This is a genomic window from Rhodoplanes sp. Z2-YC6860 (assembly GCF_001579845.1).
Taxonomy (GTDB): Bacteria; Pseudomonadota; Alphaproteobacteria; order Rhizobiales; family Xanthobacteraceae; genus Z2-YC6860.
In genome coordinates, this window is the sequence record NZ_CP007440.1 from 4182997 (window position 1) to 4198612 (window position 15616).

The 15616-nt window shown below is 63.2% G+C and carries 17 protein-coding genes; 13 read left to right on the plus strand and 4 right to left on the minus strand.

Features of this window, described 5'->3' with window-relative positions; genetic code table 11:
* Window positions 1-39 precede the first annotated feature (39 nt).
* The 9 genes from RHPLAN_RS19330 to RHPLAN_RS19370 all read left to right on the plus strand — a co-directional run bounded on the left by RHPLAN_RS19330 (window position 40) and on the right by RHPLAN_RS19370 (window position 8109).
* On the plus strand, window positions 40-870 hold the full coding sequence (locus RHPLAN_RS19330) for a DUF2182 domain-containing protein (RefSeq protein ID WP_068020947.1): 831 nt from the start codon (window positions 40-42) through the stop codon (window positions 868-870).
* A gap of 9 nt (window positions 871-879) precedes the next feature.
* A complete protein-coding gene (locus RHPLAN_RS19335; RefSeq protein ID WP_157100355.1) occupies window positions 880-1518 on the plus strand; it encodes a DUF1326 domain-containing protein in 639 nt (212 codons plus the stop codon).
* Between the two features lie 44 nt (window positions 1519-1562).
* Window positions 1563-2246 carry a CDP-alcohol phosphatidyltransferase family protein gene (locus RHPLAN_RS19340; protein ID WP_068020951.1) on the plus strand — a complete coding sequence of 228 codons (684 nt, stop codon included), beginning with the start codon at window positions 1563-1565 and terminating at the stop codon, window positions 2244-2246.
* 7 nt (window positions 2247-2253) lie between these two features.
* The gene (locus tag RHPLAN_RS19345; protein ID WP_068020955.1) at window positions 2254-2976 is read left to right on the plus strand and encodes a TerC family protein; all 723 of its coding nucleotides are present in this window, start codon (window positions 2254-2256) and stop codon (window positions 2974-2976) included.
* 16 nt (window positions 2977-2992) lie between these two features.
* Window positions 2993-3733, plus strand: a complete 741-nt coding sequence (locus tag RHPLAN_RS19350) for an SDR family oxidoreductase (protein WP_068020957.1) — start codon at window positions 2993-2995, stop codon at window positions 3731-3733.
* 102 nt (window positions 3734-3835) lie between these two features.
* Window positions 3836-4813, plus strand: coding sequence for a quinone oxidoreductase family protein (locus tag RHPLAN_RS19355; protein ID WP_068020959.1), 978 nt, complete (start codon window positions 3836-3838; stop codon window positions 4811-4813).
* A gap of 113 nt (window positions 4814-4926) precedes the next feature.
* Window positions 4927-6117 carry a urate hydroxylase PuuD gene (locus tag RHPLAN_RS19360; protein WP_237179859.1) on the plus strand — a complete coding sequence of 397 codons (1191 nt, stop codon included), beginning with the start codon at window positions 4927-4929 and terminating at the stop codon, window positions 6115-6117.
* A gap of 25 nt (window positions 6118-6142) precedes the next feature.
* A complete protein-coding gene (locus RHPLAN_RS19365; RefSeq protein ID WP_068020966.1) occupies window positions 6143-6874 on the plus strand; it encodes a CPBP family intramembrane glutamic endopeptidase in 732 nt (243 codons plus the stop codon).
* Window positions 6871-8109 carry an allantoate amidohydrolase gene (locus tag RHPLAN_RS19370; RefSeq protein WP_084245203.1) on the plus strand — a complete coding sequence of 413 codons (1239 nt, stop codon included), beginning with the start codon at window positions 6871-6873 and terminating at the stop codon, window positions 8107-8109. Before RHPLAN_RS19365 ends, RHPLAN_RS19370 begins: the two co-directional genes overlap by 4 nt.
* Here the strand turns inward: RHPLAN_RS19370 and bioD are convergent.
* Window positions 8106-8783 carry a dethiobiotin synthase gene (gene bioD / locus RHPLAN_RS19375; RefSeq protein WP_068020968.1) on the minus strand — a complete coding sequence of 226 codons (678 nt, stop codon included), beginning with the start codon at window positions 8781-8783 and terminating at the stop codon, window positions 8106-8108. The two genes, RHPLAN_RS19370 and bioD, sit on opposite strands and share 4 nt — an antisense overlap.
* A complete protein-coding gene (locus tag RHPLAN_RS19380) occupies window positions 8780-9910 on the minus strand; it encodes an aminotransferase class I/II-fold pyridoxal phosphate-dependent enzyme (protein ID WP_068020970.1) in 1131 nt (376 codons plus the stop codon). Before RHPLAN_RS19380 ends, bioD begins: the two co-directional genes overlap by 4 nt.
* Window positions 9911-9933: 23 nt before the next feature.
* Between RHPLAN_RS19380 and RHPLAN_RS19385 the strand changes: the two genes are divergently transcribed.
* From RHPLAN_RS19385 to RHPLAN_RS39470, 3 genes are read left to right on the plus strand one after another with little or no spacing between them, the layout of a single operon-like run.
* Window positions 9934-11196 carry an adenosylmethionine--8-amino-7-oxononanoate transaminase gene (locus RHPLAN_RS19385; RefSeq protein WP_068020972.1) on the plus strand — a complete coding sequence of 421 codons (1263 nt, stop codon included), beginning with the start codon at window positions 9934-9936 and terminating at the stop codon, window positions 11194-11196.
* A gap of 37 nt (window positions 11197-11233) precedes the next feature.
* Window positions 11234-12181 (plus strand): tripartite tricarboxylate transporter substrate binding protein, encoded by a 948-nt coding sequence (locus RHPLAN_RS19390; RefSeq protein ID WP_237179860.1) that lies wholly within the window; start codon window positions 11234-11236, stop codon window positions 12179-12181.
* 34 nt (window positions 12182-12215) lie between these two features.
* On the plus strand, window positions 12216-12365 hold the full coding sequence (locus RHPLAN_RS39470) for a hypothetical protein (RefSeq protein WP_157100356.1): 150 nt from the start codon (window positions 12216-12218) through the stop codon (window positions 12363-12365).
* 560 nt (window positions 12366-12925) lie between these two features.
* Here RHPLAN_RS39470 and RHPLAN_RS19395 read toward each other — a convergent pair.
* Together RHPLAN_RS19395 and RHPLAN_RS19400 are read right to left on the minus strand one after the other, a co-directional pair.
* Complete coding sequence (locus tag RHPLAN_RS19395; protein WP_237179861.1) at window positions 12926-13315, minus strand: RidA family protein; 390 nt, start codon at window positions 13313-13315, stop codon at window positions 12926-12928.
* 15 nt (window positions 13316-13330) lie between these two features.
* Entirely contained in the window at window positions 13331-14320 is a 990-nt protein-coding gene (locus tag RHPLAN_RS19400; RefSeq protein WP_084245205.1) for a Bug family tripartite tricarboxylate transporter substrate binding protein, read from the minus strand.
* A gap of 123 nt (window positions 14321-14443) precedes the next feature.
* Between RHPLAN_RS19400 and RHPLAN_RS19405 the strand changes: the two genes are divergently transcribed.
* Window positions 14444-15406, plus strand: a complete 963-nt coding sequence (locus RHPLAN_RS19405) for a LysR family transcriptional regulator (RefSeq protein WP_068020978.1) — start codon at window positions 14444-14446, stop codon at window positions 15404-15406.
* The last annotated feature ends 210 nt before the right edge of the window (window positions 15407-15616 follow it).

The following is a 15616-nucleotide window of genomic DNA, read 5'->3' on the forward strand; positions in this document are numbered from 1 at the left end:
AAACCATGATCGGCAGAGCCAATTCCGCAAGCCTGCTCAATGGGCTATCTCTTGGCGGTGACCGATGCGACGCAGCAGGACGCGCTGACCCATCTGACGGCCGCCGAAACGCGGCTGTCGGAGGTGCTGGCGCGCCCGAAGCGGATCGCGCTCGGCTGCATCGTGGCGCTCGCCGCGGCGGGTTGGCTGGCTTTGGCTTTGATGGCGACCGGCGGTTCGTGGAACTGGGACGCGCTGTGCCGGCCCGTGGCGCGTGCGGGGTCCTTGGGACAGTTTGTTGTCGCATGGCCGATGTGGGCCGCGATGACGCTCGCGATGATGCTGCCGACGGCTGGCCCGATGATCCTGACCTATGCCGAGATCGCCGACACCGCGGCGCGCAAACGCGAGCCCGTGGTGTCGCCGCTGGTGCTAACGGCGGGCTATGTCGTCGTGTGGTTTGGTTTTGCCGTCGTTGCCGCGGCCTTGCAGTGGACACTGGTGCGTGCCGGCTCGATTGATGGAAACGGCACCGGCGGGCTTGTCAGTGGTGTGTTGTTCGTTGCCGCGGGCTTCTACCAATTCTCTGCGCTCAAAAAATCCTGCCTGACGCAATGTCAGCGGCCGTTTCCGTTTTTCTTTTCCAACTGGACCGAGCAGACCTTTGGCGTGTTCCGGCTTGGCTTGCGCCAGGGACTCTATTGCCTCGGCTGCTGCTGGGCGATGATGCTCCTGATGTTCGCAGTCGGTGCCATGAATGTGGTCTGGATGGCCGTGCTGGGCGTGCTGATGACGATCGAGAAGCTTTCGACCACGGCGCGCTTCAGCCGCATCGCGGGTGCGGCTTTCGTTGCAATCGGCGTGGCCATGGTGATGTGGTCTCTCGTGTAGGGTGGCGTGATGGATTTGAACGAACAATTGCGCGTGTCGGACCCCTGGGCGATCAAGGGGGAGCTCACGCTGTCCTGCAACTGCGAGGTCTTCTGCCCCTGCGTGCTGTCGCTCGGCCAGTCGGCGCCGACCGAGGGTTACTGCCTGACCTGGGCCGCGGTACGGATCGACGAGGGCCATTTCGGCGAGACTTCGCTCTCGGGCGTGAAGTTCGGCTTCATGGCGGAGATCCCCGGGAAGCTCGGCCGCGGCAACTGGACCGTCGCGCTGTTCGTCGACGACAAGGCGTCGGCGCAGGCCGCCAAGGCGCTGACTTGGATCATGACCGGCCGGGCCGGCGGCTCAACTGGCTTGTTGAAAATCCTGGCCGGTTCCTTCCTTGGCGTGCGTCAGGTGCCGATCGTTTACGACACCCAGGGCGACACCCGCATTATCAAGATCGAGAAGATCGTCGACGGCGCGATCACGCCGGTGCGCGGCAAGGACAAGGGGCCGGTCGTCATCAGCAACAGCCAGTACTGGATTGCACCCGATATCCTGGTCTCCCGCGCCGACAAGTCGCGGTTTCGGCTGTTCGGCCGCAACTGGAATTTCGAAGGCCGGTCGGCGGAAATCTGCCAGCTCGATTGGGGCAATCAACAGCGGTGACTGCCCCGCTTCCGCGACAAGGGCGGGGGCGCTACAACGGCGCTGTGGGCGCTCTGGCATTCTCCGTTCATGTCTTCACGGCTTGCGGCGCGGGCTTCGCGCTGCTCGCGATGGTGGCTGCCGTCGCGCATGACTGGGCGATGATGTTCGTCTGGCTCGGCGTGGCGCTGATCATCGACGGCGTCGATGGTTCGTTCGCGCGCGCCGTGGACACGGCGGCGAATGCGCCGCGCTGGTCGGGTGACGTGCTCGATCTGGTGGTCGATTTCACCACCTACGTGTTCGTGCCGACCTATGCGATCGTCGCGGCCGATCTGATGCCGTTGACCTGGGCGTTGGCCATGGGCTTCGTCATCACGGTCACGGCCGCGCTTTATTTTGCCGACGGCAACATGAAATCCGCCGACAATCACTTCGTGGGCTTCCCGGCGGTCTGGAATCTGATCGCGTTCTATCTGCTGCTGGTGCGGCCGTCGGCCTGGACTACCGTCGCGGTGATCATGATCTTCGCCGTGCTCACCTTCGTGCCCATGAAGTTCATCCATCCGGTCCGGGTGCGGCGGCTGCGCTGGCTCAACACCGTGGCGCTGCTCGTGTGGTCCGCGCTGGCGCTGCTGGCCCTGTCACAAGGGCTTGCGCCGCAACCCTGGGTCACAGCGGCATTATGCCTGATTGCCGTGTATTTCCTGCTCGCCGGGCTGGTGCCCGCCCGCGCCGTGGCTACATGAGGTCGCCATGCTCGAACTCCTCACCGACTGGAACGCCTGGGTAGCCCTTGCGACCCTGACGGCGCTCGAAATCGTCCTCGGCATCGACAACATCGTCTTTATCTCGATCCTGGTGTCGCGCTGCTCGCCGAAAGAGGCGTTACGCGCCCGGCAGATCGGCCTGTCGCTCGCCTTTATTTTCCGCGTCGCGATGCTGTTCACGCTGACTTGGCTGATGAAGCTGACCTATCCGCTGTTCAGCGTGTTCGGCACCGGCATTTCCTGGCGCGACATCATCCTGATCGGCGGCGGCTTGTTCCTGATCGCGAAATCCACGCACGAGATTCACAACGAGGTCGAGCACCGCGAATCCGACACGAAAGCGGGCGCCGTGGCGCAGTCCTTCGCAATGGTGGTTGCTCAGCTCGTCGTGGTCGACCTGGTGTTCTCGCTCGACTCCATCATCACCGCGATCGGCATGGTTGACCGCGTTGAGATCATGATTGCCGCGGTGGTGGTCGCCATGCTGGTGATGTACGTCGCCTCCGGCCCGGTCGCGGCCTTCATTGCGGAGCATCCGACCACGAAGATGCTGGCGCTCGCCTTCCTGGTGCTGATTGGCGTGGCGCTGGTCGCCGAAGGTTTCGACTTCCACATCCCGCGCGGCTACATTTACTTCGCCATGGCCTTTGCCGGTGCGGTCGAGGCCTTCAACGTGATGGCAAGCCGCAAACGGCGCAGCCCTCAATAAACTCGCGGGAGCGAAAATGCCTGTCCTGCTGATCACCGGCGCTGGCCGAGGTATTGGAGCCGCGACCGCAAAGCTTGCCGCAGCGCGCGGCTATGACGTCGGCATCACTTACAAGACCGATGCCAAGTCCGCGAACGAAGTCATTGCTGCCGTGAAACAGCAGGGCCGTAAGGCCGTTGCGATCAAGGCCGACATGGCCTCCGAGGCCGATGTCGAGCGGATGTTCAACGAGGCCGATACGCTCGGGCGGCTCACACACTTCGTTTACAATGCGGGCATTCCCGGCACCGCTGGCCGTTTGGAATCCGCAGCCTCCACGATGATGCGCGAGGTCGTCGAGGTCAACGTGCTCGGTACGCTGTGGTCCATGCAGCGCGCTATCCGCCGGATGTCGGTGATGCATGGCGGGCAGGGCGGCGCGGTGGTGCTTTTGTCGTCGGTTGCGGCCGATATCGGCGGGCCCAACGAATATGTCTGGTACGCGGCCTCCAAGGGCGCGATCGAGTCCATGACTTACGGGTTGAGCAAGGAGCTCGCCGGCGATCACATCCGCGTCAATTGCGTGTCGCCCGGCGCGAGCGAAACCCGCATCCATGCCGATGCCGGCACGCCTGAGAAGCTTGCCAAGGTGGGACCGATGATCCCGATGGGCCGCGTTGGCAAGCCCGAGGAGAGCGCGGAGGGCATCCTGTTTCTGCTCTCGGATGCGGCCTCCTACATCAGCGGAACGGTGCTTCGCGTCGCGGGCGGCCGGTAGCTCTGGAAAGCCGTCAATCCCTTGCGCGGCCTTCCGGCCCCCCTATGATCGCGGCCCGATGAAACGCGCGCATGGCGTTGCGTGCTTACGAGGGAGTGAAACATGACCGCAGCAGTTCGAGTGCATAAGCACGGTGGCCCCGAAGTCCTGACCTATGAGCAGGTCGAGGTCGGAGCGCCGGGGCAAGGCCAGATCAAGCTCAAGCAGCATGCGGCGGGCGTGAACTACATCGATACCTATTTCCGTATGGGCATGTATCCGTCGCCGGTCGGACTGCCGTTCGTGTCCGGCAACGAAGGCGCGGGCGAGGTGATCGCGGTCGGCCCGGGCGTCACCGATCTCAAGGTCGGCGACCGCGTGGCTTACGTCACGGCACTTGGGGCCTATGCGGAAGAGCGGCTGATGCCGGCGGAGCGCGCGGTGAAGGTCCCGGACGGCATCACCTACGAGCAGGCCGCCGCGATGATGCTCAAGGGCATGACCGCGGAATACCTGCTGCGCCGGACCTACAAGGTGCAGAAGGGCGACAACATCCTGGTGCACGCCGCGGCTGGCGGCGTGGGTCTCATTCTCTGCCAGTGGGGCAAGGCGCTGGGCGCCAACGTCATCGGCACCGTGGGCTCCGAGGACAAGGGCAAGCTCGCGATGGCAAACGGCTGCGATCACATCATCTATTATCGCAAGGAAGACTTCGCCGCGCGGGTCAAGGAAATCACCAAGGGCGAGCTCTGCGCCGTGGTGTATGACGGCATCGGCAAGACCACGTTCCCGGCCTCGCTCGACTGCCTGCGTCCGCTCGGCATGTTCGCAAGCTTCGGCAGCGCGTCCGGCCAGATCGATGCCTTCAACATCAATATCCTGCAGACCAAAGGCTCGCTGTTTGCGACGCGGCCGACGCTCAACACCTATGCGGCCAAGCGTGCCGACCTGCTCGACATCGCCAAGAACCTGTTCGACGTGGTGGGCAGCGGCAAGGTGAAGATCCCGGTCAACCAGAAATACAAGCTGAAGGATGCCGTGAAGGCGCACCAGGACCTCGAGGGCCGCAACACGACCGGCTCGACCATCCTGGTGCCGTAAGCCATCGGGACGGCATTTTGCGTTAGGGTATGCCCGGGTCGCACTTGACCCGGGCATAGTTTTTGCGTGCAAACAGAAGAAAGGGCCAAACCGGCCTGGTGTCGGAACGGAGCTTGAGTTTGGACGTCTTTGCCGGCGAGTGGCTGAACCTGCTGATCCGATGGTCCCATATGGTGGTGGCTATCGGTTGGATCGGCACCTCGTTCTACTTCATGGCGCTCGACTACACGCTTGAGAAGAAGGGCGCACTTAATCCTGGCGTGATGGGCATCGCCTGGCAGGTTCACGGCGGCGGCTTCTATCACGTCGAGAAATACACGGTGGCGCCGCCAGCGCTGCCGGAGACGCTGCACTGGTTCAAGTGGGAGGCCTATCTCACCTGGGTGACGGGTTTCGGCCTTCTTGTCGTCCAATATTACTTCCACGCCGACGCCTTCCTGATCGACCCCGGCGTGATGCCGCTGCAACCCTGGCAGGCGATTGCGATCTCGGTCGGTTCACTCGCCGCCGGCTGGTTCATCTACGACGGTCTCTGCCGCTCGAAGATCGGCGAGAGCACCGTCTGGCTGGCGATCCTTGTGTTCGCGCTTATTCTCGTGTCGTCGGTGCTGTTCACCAAGGTGTTCTCCGGCCGTGGCGCCTTCATTCACGTCGGCGCGCTGGTCGGCACCATCATGGCGGTGAACGTGTTCGGTGTGATCATCCCGGGCCAGCGCAAGATGATCGCGCAAATGATCGCGGGCGAGAAACCCGATCCCCGTTACGGCATCGTTGGCAAGCAGCGCTCGACCCACAACAATTACCTGACTTTGCCGGTGCTGCTGATGATGGTGTCGCAGCACTATCCATTCCTGTTCAGCCATCCGCAGTCGTGGCTGATCGTGGCGCTGATCATCATCATCGGCGCGCTGGTGCGGCATTTCCTCAACCGCGTCGATGCCGGCGACGAATGGAACGGTTACGGCTGGACCTTGCCATGTGCTGCCATCGCGCTGATGGCCGCAATCTACGCAACCGCGCCTCAGGCGCGCACCGTGAGTGCTGGGCCGGCCGTCAGTGACACACAGGCCCAGGCCATCGTCGCCAGGCACTGCCTGATGTGCCACTCGCGCCATCCGTCGCATCCGGCGTTCCGGGAGCCGCCGAAGAACGTCACGCTTGAGTCCACGGCAGACATGCGACGTTTCGGTCAACAAATCTATATCCAGACGGTGCAGAATCGGGCCATGCCGCTCGGCAACCAGACCGGCATGACCGACGAGGAACGCGACGCGCTGGGCCGTTGGGTCAGCGCCGGGAAGTGATCGAGATCGTCTCGATAGGGACAGCATGAGCCTGCCGCCGGACTCGCAATCGCATGATCCGCCTTGGGGCCCGGCCGCGACGGTCGCCTGGACGCTGACGGCACTGCTGGTCGGCGTTCTGGTCGCAACCGGATTCTATGCGATCTGGGCCGGCGATGAGGTGCGGCCGGGGAGCACCATGTCCGACGGCGTGCTGATCGCCTTTGGCACCTTCATATCGACACCAGTGCAACTCGGGATCGTGATCTTCGCCGCCCAGCTTCGTCGCTGGCCGCCGGCCGATTATCTCGGCCTTGTTTCGCCGCGGCGCGTGGAGATGATGATCGCCCTGGGCTTCATCATCGCGCTCAACCTGGTCTTTGACGGCATCCTCTACGCCGCAGGGCGTGAAGTGGTGCCGACATTCCAGGTCGAAGCCTGGCGCACTGCCGTGGACGCCGGCTGGCTCCCCTGGCTGCTGCTGGCCATCATTGTCGTGGCTCCGGTCGGCGAGGAGGTGGTCTTCCGGGGCTTTCTTTATCGCGGTCTGGCCAAGCCCGGCTGGGAGGTCCATGCGATCGGCGCCATTGCGCTCGCCTGGGCTTTGCTGCACATCCAATATGATTGGCTGGGCATGGCGCAGATTTTCCTGGCAGGATTGGTGCTCGGCTGGTTTCGCTGGGCCAGCGGCTCGACTCTTCTGACCATCGCCATGCACATCCTGATCAACCTTCAATCCATGATCGAGACCTGGATCAAGATGGAGTATTTCTCTTGAGCGCTCTTGACCCCGAAGCGCTCGGCACGAGGGCCTATGCGATGATCGCCGAGCTCGCGGCGATCTCGGCCGAGCCGAAGCGGCTGGTCCGGCAGTTTCTGACGCCGGAACATCGCCGTGCTGCGGACCTGGTCGCGACGTGGATGCGGAAGGCGGGTCTCGCGGTGAGCGAGGACGCGCTTGGCACGTTGCGCGGCCGCTTCGGCACCTCGCGACGGCGGCTCCTGATTGGTTCGCATATCGACACCGTGATCGACGCCGGCAAGTACGACGGCCCGCTTGGCGTCATCGCCGGTATCCTCGCCGCGGAGCCCTTTGTCCGCGCCAAGGCGAAATTGCCGTTCGGCATCGACGTGCTGGCCTTCGGCGACGAAGAGGGCTCGCGTTTTCCTGCGACGATGACGTCGTCTTCGGCTTGCGCGGGTGTGTTCGAGAGCGAGGCGCTGACCAGCGCGGACGCCAAGGGCGTGACGCTCGCCGCGGCGCTCCGCGCCTACGGCAAGCTGCCCCAAGACATTGCGGCGGCGGCTTACCGGCCGCAAGACGCCGCAGCCTATGTCGAGGTTCATATCGAGCAGGGACCGCTGCTCGAAGCCAAAGGAGAGCCGCTCGGCGTGGTCACCGGCATCGTCGGCCAGAGCAGGTTGCGCGTCACCGTGACCGGCGAGGCTGGCCACGCCGGTACGGTGCCGATGGCGCTGCGCCACGATGCCTTTGCCGGCGCTGCCGAGATGGCGCTGGTTGTGGAGCGGCTCGCGCGCGAGCATCCCGAAGATGGCATGGTTGGCACCGTTGGCCGGATCGAAGCCTCGCCTGGCGCGGTCAACATCGTGCCCGGCCGCGTGGTGTTCACGGTGGATTTTCGTTCGCTGACCGATGAGCTGCGGCTCGCGGCGATTCAGCGCTTCACGGCCGAGGCGGAAGGCATCGCCGCGACGCGCGGCCTCAAAGCGAGCGTTGAGAATTTCCACGAAGTCGCGACCGCCCATTGCGCCCAGCCCTTGCAAGACGCGCTGGCGGCGAGCATCGCCGAGTATGGCCACAATCCGATAAGGCTGCCGTCGGGCGCCGGTCATGACGCACAAGTCATGTCGCGGCTTTGTCCCTCGGCGATGCTGTTCGTGCGCTGCCGCGGCGGCATCAGTCACAACCCGGCAGAGTTCGCCAGCGTATCGGACATGGGCGTCGCCATCGCCGCGCTGATCCGGTTCATCGAGAAATTCCAGCCAGGTTAGGCGGCCAGTATTTCTGCAATCGTCTGGAATGTGCCGTCGCTCGGCGCCACCTGCCACCGCAGTCCGGCCATCGAAATCGTCCCCTCGAACTTTTGCAGCGTGGCGACGGTGCTCTGACATGTCACTGGCGAGCCCGGCGTATCGTTGATCACGATGGCTTTGACGGCGAGCCCGCGGCGCGTCAGCACGTCGAGGCAAGTCAGTGTGTGGCTCAAGGTGCCGACATAGGTGCCGGCGACAAGCACCAGCGGGATATCCAACGCAGCCATCCAGTCGAGGACGGTGTGCTTTTCAGTAAGCGGCACCATGATGCCGCCGATGCCCTCGATCACCAGGATGTCTTTTGCTGCGGCGATGGCGTCGCGCGAGTGCTTCACCACAGCTCCGAAATCGATCCGGCGGTTTTCGCGCTCGGCCGCCATGTCGGGCGACAGCGGCGCCGAAAAACGCCAGGGCGAGACTCGGTCGATCTCGACCGCCGTGATCGGCTTGCCAAGCGCGCCAAGCAACGCGCACGTGTCGCTTTTCTCCACGGTAGCGGGGTCAAATCCGCTGGCGACCGGCTTCAGCGCATCGACCTGACGACCGGCCGCGCGCCAGTGACGGATCAAGCCGGCCGTCAGATAAGTTTTGCCGACGTCGGTGCCGGTCGCGGTGATGAAGAACGCGGTCATCGGTTGCCGATAATGCGGCTGCGGACGAGCTCGGCAACGCGCGCGATGGCGTCGTCCGGATGCACAGCACTGAAAGAAAACCGGAGGCGCGCAGTGCCATCCGGCACGGTCGGCGGCCGGATCGCCACGGTGAGGAAGCCTTCGGCTTCCAGGAGCCGCGAGGCTTCCAGTGCGGCATGCGCATCGCCGATCACCACCGGCACGATCGTGCTTTGCGCCTGCGGCAAGCCTGCGGCTCGGGTGAAGGCGCGGGCCTTCTGCAACGGCAACTCAAGCCGTTGCGGTTCGCGCTCGATCAGGTCCAGTGCCGCAATCGCTCCAGCGATCACCGGAGGCGGCAGGCCGGTCGTGTAGATCAGCGTGCGGGCGCGGTTGCGCAGGAGGTCGATCACGGGCTTGGATGCGCAGACATAACCGCCATAGGTGCCGAGTGCTTTCGATAATGTGCCGATCTTGATCGGAACGCCGACCCGCGCCGCGGCGCCCATGTCGAGATCGTGCGCATCGTCGGCCAGGAGCCAGGCATCGAATTCCCGGGCCAGCGCCGCGAGCTCTTTCAGAGGCGCGCGGTCGCCGTCCATGGAGAACACGCCCTCGGTGACGATCAGCACGCAGCCGTAGCGCGCGCGATGTTCGCCGAGCAGCTGCCGGACGTGCGCGACATCGTTGTGCCGGAACGGCAAGGTCTCGGCTCGCGACAGCCGCGCCCCGGTCCACAGGCTCGAATGGGCGAGTTCGTCGATCAGGATCAGGTCGCCGTCGCCGGCCAGTACCGGCGTGATCCCGGCATTGGCGAGATAGCCAGAGCCGAACACACAGGCCGCCTCGTCGCCCTTCATCCTCGCAAGCCGCTGCTCCAGTTCGGCGTAGAGCGGATGGTCTCCGGTGACGAGCCGCGAAGCGCCGGCGCCCACGCCGTAGCGCTCAATCGCTCGTATCGCAGCGATCTTCAGGTCTGGATGCTGCGTGAACCCGAGATAGTCGTTGCAGGAGAACGACAGCAGCCGCCGGCCTTTGCGCTCGACCCAGAGCCCGTCGGTGCGGCCGGTCGGGACGAGGCTGCGCCGCAAATGCGCCTGCTCCAGGCTGTCGAGCTTGCGGCGTGCGAATTCATCGAGAGAGGACATGTTTGCCGTATACTAGCCGCACGATGGATTGGAAACACTGGTACGAGCCCGGCCTCGATCACGTCTGGCTGCCCTATGCGCAGATGAAGACGGCGCGGCCGCCGCTGGCGGCGGCTGCAACCGAAGGCTGCCGCATCAAGCTCGCCGACGGCCGCGAGCTGATCGACGGGATCGCGTCGTGGTGGACCGCCTGCCACGGCTACAACCATCCCCACATCCGTACGGCTGTGGAACGGCAGCTTGCTGCCATGCCGCACGTGATGTTCTCGGGCCTGGTGCACGAGCAGGCCCTGACTCTGGCGCGGCGGCTGGCGAAGCTTCTTCCGGGCGATCTCGATCGGGTGTTCTTTTCGGAATCCGGCTCGGTCGCGATCGAGATCGCCATGAAGATGGCGCTGCAGGCCGCGATCAATCGCGGCGAGCGTCAGCGCACCAGGTTCGTCGCCTTCAAGGGTGGCTATCACGGCGACACCACCGGCGCGATGTCGGTGACCGACCCCGATGGCATGCATGCGCTGTTTCGCGGGCTTTTGCCGGCGCAGTCGATCGTCGAATTGCCGATCACGGCCGAGGGCATGGCTCGGTTCCTGGCATTCTTGCAGGAAGAAGGCGACAGCATCGCGGGCTTGATTGTCGAGCCGCTGGTGCAGGGCGCGGGCGGCATGTTGTTTCACGCCGCCGCTACGCTCAAGCACATCCGGGCCGCGGCCGATGCCTGTGGCGCGCTCTTGATCTTCGATGAAATCTTCACGGGTCTGGGACGCACCGGGACGCTGTTCGCCTCCGAACAGGCCGGCGTTGTGCCCGACATCATCACGCTGTCGAAGGCGCTCACGGGCGGCACCTTGCCGCTCGCCGTGACGGTCGCCAGCAAGCGCGTGTTCGACAGCTTCTGGTCCGACGATTCCGACAAGGCGCTGATGCACGGGCCGACCTATATGGGCAATCCGTTGGCCTGCGCCGCAGCCAACGCGTCGCTCGACCTGTTCGAGCGCGAGCCGCGGCTCGATCAGGTGGCCGCGATTGGCCGGCAGATGGCGGAACAACTCGCGCCATGCCGTGGCCTGCCTGGTGTCCGCGACGTGCGGGTCAAGGGCGCCATCGGCGTGGTTGAGATGGATCGCATCGGCGACCTCGGGGCGCTCCGCGCCCGCTTCATCGACGAGGGCGTGTTCGTCCGGCCGTTCGGGGCTACCATCTATTTGACGCCTTCCTTCACAATTGGTGCGGACGAGCTTTCGCGGCTGACCGCAGCAATCGTGAAAATTGTCGGGCAGGGGGTGTGACATGACCGGCCGATCGGCGCTTTCAGGATGGAGCCGTATGGCGCTTTTGGCTGCGTTGGTCCTCGGCTCGATGCTCGGGCCGGCCGGCGCGGAGGATTTCCCGTCGCGGCCGGTGACCTTGATCGTGCCCTATGCGGCCGGCGGCACCACTGACATCGGCCTCCGGGCACTGGCCTCCGCGACCGAAAAGCACCTCGGCCAGTCGATCCTGATCGAGAACCGCACCGGCGTCGGCGGCGTGCTCGGCCCGATGCAGATGGCCTCGGGCGCCAAGCCGGACGGCTACACCATCTCCCAGATTCCGATCACGGTGTTTCGCTATCCGTTCACCGCGAAGACCACCTTCGATCCGCTCACCGACCTGACCTATATCATGAGCGTGTCGGGCTATACCTTTGGTGTTGTTGTCAGAACCGAAGCGTCCTGGGCAACGTTTCCGGCTCTCATGGCGGACGCCAAGGCCCATCCCGGCAAACTCAGTTATGGCACGCCCGGCGTCGGCACCACGCTGCATCTGACCATGGAGCAGATCGCCAAGCAGCGCGGCATCCAATGGACCCATGTGCCGTTCCGCGGCACGGCGGATTCCACCAACTCCCTGCTCGGCGGCCACATCGACCTGGTGGCGGACGCGAGCGGCTGGGCGCCGCTCGTCAACGGCGGGAAGCTGCGGCTTCTGGTGATCTGGAGCGAGCAGCGCAGCAAGAGCTGGCCGAACGTGCCGACGCTGAAGGAGGCCGGCATCGCCATGGTGTCGAATTCGCCGTTCGGGCTCGGCGGGCCGAAGGGCATGGACCCCAAGGTGGTGAAGATCCTCCACGACGCCTTCAAGAAGGGCATGGAGGAGCCGTCCTACCTGGAAACGCTGGCGAAGCTCGACCAGGAGCCGTTCTATCTCAACACCGCTGACTACCAGGCGTTCGTCGAGCGGACTTTTGCCGAGCAGAAGCAACTGATGGGGGAGTTGGGCTTTAAACCGGAGTAGGGCGGCGCAGTTCAATTTCACGGAGGCGCGAACCATGATCCGCAAGCTCAAGTCCGGCGAATATCGCTTGTATTCCCGCAAGGCCGATCCGCGCACCGGCCGGCGCAGGAATCTCGGCACGTTCGGCTCGCGCAAGGCCGCCGAGAAGCACGAGCGCGAGGTGCAGTATTTCAAGCGACATTGACGCCGCGGCGCCCCACTTTCGAATTCAGTTTTCAAACAGCCAACGCTCCGCTGGTCCGGGGATTTGTTTTCGGACGCCCGGATGCGCCCGTCTCCCTGTTTTCCTTCTCTCTCCCGAACGGGAGAGGAATGGAGCGCCGGGAGGCGCCACGGAGCTTGCGAGGCTCCGTCAGGCCAGCCTTGCGATCGGCCGGCCTGCGCGCCGAGCTTCCGGGACCCAATGCTGTGAGGGCAGTGGGGGTCCCGGGGCGCGCGGGCCCGTGCGAAGAGCCCGACGCCTCCCGGCGCTCCATCCGCGGTCCGCGTTGTCGGCGGCCGCACCTTGCTCCGTTATCCGGCGTCGCGATCGATGACGCTTTCGACGAACCAAGGCGGGTCGATCTTGCACTAGGAGTAAGTACAAATCAAGAACAAAATTGCGAAACGGAAACGGATGCCCCGGGCCTCATCGCTCGTAAATTCTTGATGTCCGTTTTGTGCCCGATAGCGACCAAGAGGCGGACGTCGCTTCATGTCCGAAAAGTTCACCACAAGCGGACATTCCGTTACAGACCGTACTGCTTATTGAATCACTGCCTGACATTCGATTTCCACTAAAAAATCGGGATTGGGGAGGCCGAGCACGATAGCAGTCGTACGCGCCGGATAGAGCCCATTTCGAAAATACCGGGCATATACTTCGTTCATTACCGCGAAATCTTGCCGACGGGTGAGGAGTACGTTGACCTTTGTCACGCAGTCCCAGGCGGCCCCGGCCATTGCCAGAATGCGACTGATGTTTTCCATGGCCTGTGTCATCTGGGCGGCAAAGTCCCCGGCGGCAACGCAACCATTGGAGTCGAAACCAGGAATGCCCGAAACAAAAATCTGTCGCCCAGCCTGAACTGCCAGCGACAGCGGCACGTCTCCTTGGAAGCAGCCCTCAGGTCGTAGGAACTTCAGATCGGGCACGGCTGTCCGCGGCCCCTATTCAGTCTTGAGGTTGGCTGCCTTCATCAGCGGCCACCATCTTTGTATCTCGGCCCTCTGAAACGCGGCTAGTGCCTCGGGGGACCGCTCGGTCTCGGCGGGAAGCAGCATAAGCAGGTCGTTCTCCAGGCGACTTCTCACGTCATCGTGGTCGAGCGCATCGGTCAGCGCAGAATTCAGCTTGGCAATTCGGTTATCCGCAATTCCCTTTGGACCCCAAAATGCGAACCAGCCGGAGACAGTGAAGTCCGGGAGACCGGCCTCGGCAGTGGTCGGGATTTCGGGTGCGACGGCAAGGCGGGCGCTGGCAGCGACCGCATAGACTTTCAGATGGCCTGCCCGGGCGGAAGGAAGCACATCAGCTGGAAAGCCGACATAGAGGTCCACGTGCCCAGCCAAAAGATCCTGTACGGCGGGCGCAGATCCTCGGTACGGCACGAACTTCAGTTTTGCGCCTGTCTGACGTTCCAACAGCAATCCAGCGAGATGCATCACGCTTCCGGACCCATTAGTCGCCTGCAAGGCGTCGCCTTTTGCGCGCATCCAGGCAACGAGTTCGCGAAGATCGTTCGGCGGCAAGTCATTCCGGCTTGCGATCACGAGGGGACCACGCGCAAGCAACCCAATCGCCGAAAAATCACTCTCGACATTGTGCGTGAGGGAGTAAACCGCCGCGTTGGCCACGTGAGTTGACCAAGTCCCCAATCCAAAAGTGTATCCGTCGGATGGGGCGCGGGCGATCCGTCCTGTACCGAGATTGCCGGCAGCGCCAGTCACATTCTCGAAGACAATGGGCTGACCCAGCGTCACACGCATCCTTTCCGCCACAATGCGTGGCAAAATATCGGCCGATCCACCGGCGGCATACGGCACGACAAGCGACAGCGGCCGGGACGGAAAATCGTCAGTCGCGGCCGAAATTGGGCCGAGCGCGGGGATCACGGCGATGGCTGCCATGCCTTCTACAACGCGCCGTCGTGTCAGCATTGGTGGCCTCCCACGAGAATATCGGCTTCAGCCCGCTATAGCCGCGTCCGGATAGAGGCACTATCAGTTATTTGTAGTCATAGCAGGTAGCTGCATATTTCAATAACGTAATAGGAGTCTGGAATGACCATGGCGACGGCTCGTCGACACATCAAGCTTCAGCATCTTGAGATACTGTGCGCCGTTGCGCAGCGAGGAAGCATGGGCAAAGCCGCTAAGCAGCTTGCCGTCTCTCAACCAGTGATATCGAAGGCCATAACAGAGCTGGAGCATCGCCTTGCAGTCCAGCTCTTCGATCGAAGTCCGCAAGGGGTTGAACCGACGAATTACTGTCGAGCTCTTCTGAAAAGAACTGTCGCGCTGCTCGATGACGTGGACGCAGCCGTGCAGGAAATCAGATTCCTTGGCGACCCCAATTCCGGAGAATTACGGATTGGCAGCACAGAGCCGTTGCTCGCCGGCATTGTCGCAGCGGCGGTGGAGTCGCTATGGCGCGACTATCCTCGTGTCGCCCTCCACACGATCCAAGCCGATACCGCGACTCTGCTCAATCGTGATCTGCCAGAGCGCCGGGTCGAACTGGCGGTGATACCGATAATTGGTACGAAACTGCGGGATGATCTGGAAGCGACCAAACTTTACGATGACTTCTGGCACGTGGTTGCCGGCGCCGACAATCCGCTCGTTCGACGTCGAAAGCTGACCTTGGCCGACATTGCTGATGAGCCTTGGTGCGCGACGCCGCTCGACACGACGATCGGGTCTTTGTTGATCCAAGCCTTCCGAGTCGAAGGACTGCCGCCACCGCGCCTCCGGTTCTCGAGTGTTATGTCGCCGATGCTGGTGACGCGACTCCTGCAACAGAACAGAATGCTGGCCGTTATCGCGGATTCCCTGCTCAGCCACTTCTATGCGGGGCGAATGCCGGTGAAAAAATTGCCGGTCGCGCTGCGAGCGCCGCCATTCGGCGTAGCGTTGGTTAGATTGAAGAACAGGGGCCTCACTCCAGTAGGGGAAATTTTTATGCAGTGTGCCAGGGAAGTGGCAAAGCCATTGGCTGATCGAACAATCCGAAAGCACGGCTGATGTCCGACATGGGTTATCCGCGTCGATTTTGGCCGGTCCAGGCTACGTCTGCTTTACACCCAATGGTGACCGTGAGGCAGACATCCCGAATAGTCAGCTTCGTGCCAAATTGCAGACATCGGCGGTTGTCCTAAACATGTGTCATATTTCTCCGTGAGCGTTCATGAGTGAAACGAGAATCCAGAAATGATGGACCGTCGTAGGCTTCTC

Excerpts from the sequence above, each read along its gene's own strand:
- RHPLAN_RS19400 (WP_084245205.1), bottom strand. The coding sequence starts at position 14,320 with ATGCTGACACGACGGCGCGTTGTAGAAGGCATGGCAGCCATCGCCGTG.
- RHPLAN_RS39470 (WP_157100356.1), top strand. The coding sequence starts at position 12,216 with ATGATCCGCAAGCTCAAGTCCGGCGAATATCGCTTGTATTCCCGCAAG.
- RHPLAN_RS19330 (WP_068020947.1), top strand. The coding sequence starts at position 40 with ATGGGCTATCTCTTGGCGGTGACCGATGCGACGCAGCAGGACGCGCTG.
- RHPLAN_RS19350 (WP_068020957.1), top strand. The coding sequence starts at position 2,993 with ATGCCTGTCCTGCTGATCACCGGCGCTGGCCGAGGTATTGGAGCCGCG.
- RHPLAN_RS19385 (WP_068020972.1), top strand. The coding sequence starts at position 9,934 with ATGGATTGGAAACACTGGTACGAGCCCGGCCTCGATCACGTCTGGCTG.
- RHPLAN_RS19345 (WP_068020955.1), top strand. The coding sequence starts at position 2,254 with ATGCTCGAACTCCTCACCGACTGGAACGCCTGGGTAGCCCTTGCGACC.
- RHPLAN_RS19390 (WP_237179860.1), top strand. The coding sequence starts at position 11,234 with ATGGCGCTTTTGGCTGCGTTGGTCCTCGGCTCGATGCTCGGGCCGGCC.
- RHPLAN_RS19380 (WP_068020970.1), bottom strand. The coding sequence starts at position 9,910 with ATGTCCTCTCTCGATGAATTCGCACGCCGCAAGCTCGACAGCCTGGAG.
- RHPLAN_RS19355 (WP_068020959.1), top strand. The coding sequence starts at position 3,836 with ATGACCGCAGCAGTTCGAGTGCATAAGCACGGTGGCCCCGAAGTCCTG.
- RHPLAN_RS19405 (WP_068020978.1), top strand. The coding sequence starts at position 14,444 with ATGACCATGGCGACGGCTCGTCGACACATCAAGCTTCAGCATCTTGAG.
- bioD (WP_068020968.1), bottom strand. The coding sequence starts at position 8,783 with ATGACCGCGTTCTTCATCACCGCGACCGGCACCGACGTCGGCAAAACT.
- RHPLAN_RS19365 (WP_068020966.1), top strand. The coding sequence starts at position 6,143 with ATGAGCCTGCCGCCGGACTCGCAATCGCATGATCCGCCTTGGGGCCCG.
- RHPLAN_RS19335 (WP_157100355.1), top strand. The coding sequence starts at position 880 with ATGGATTTGAACGAACAATTGCGCGTGTCGGACCCCTGGGCGATCAAG.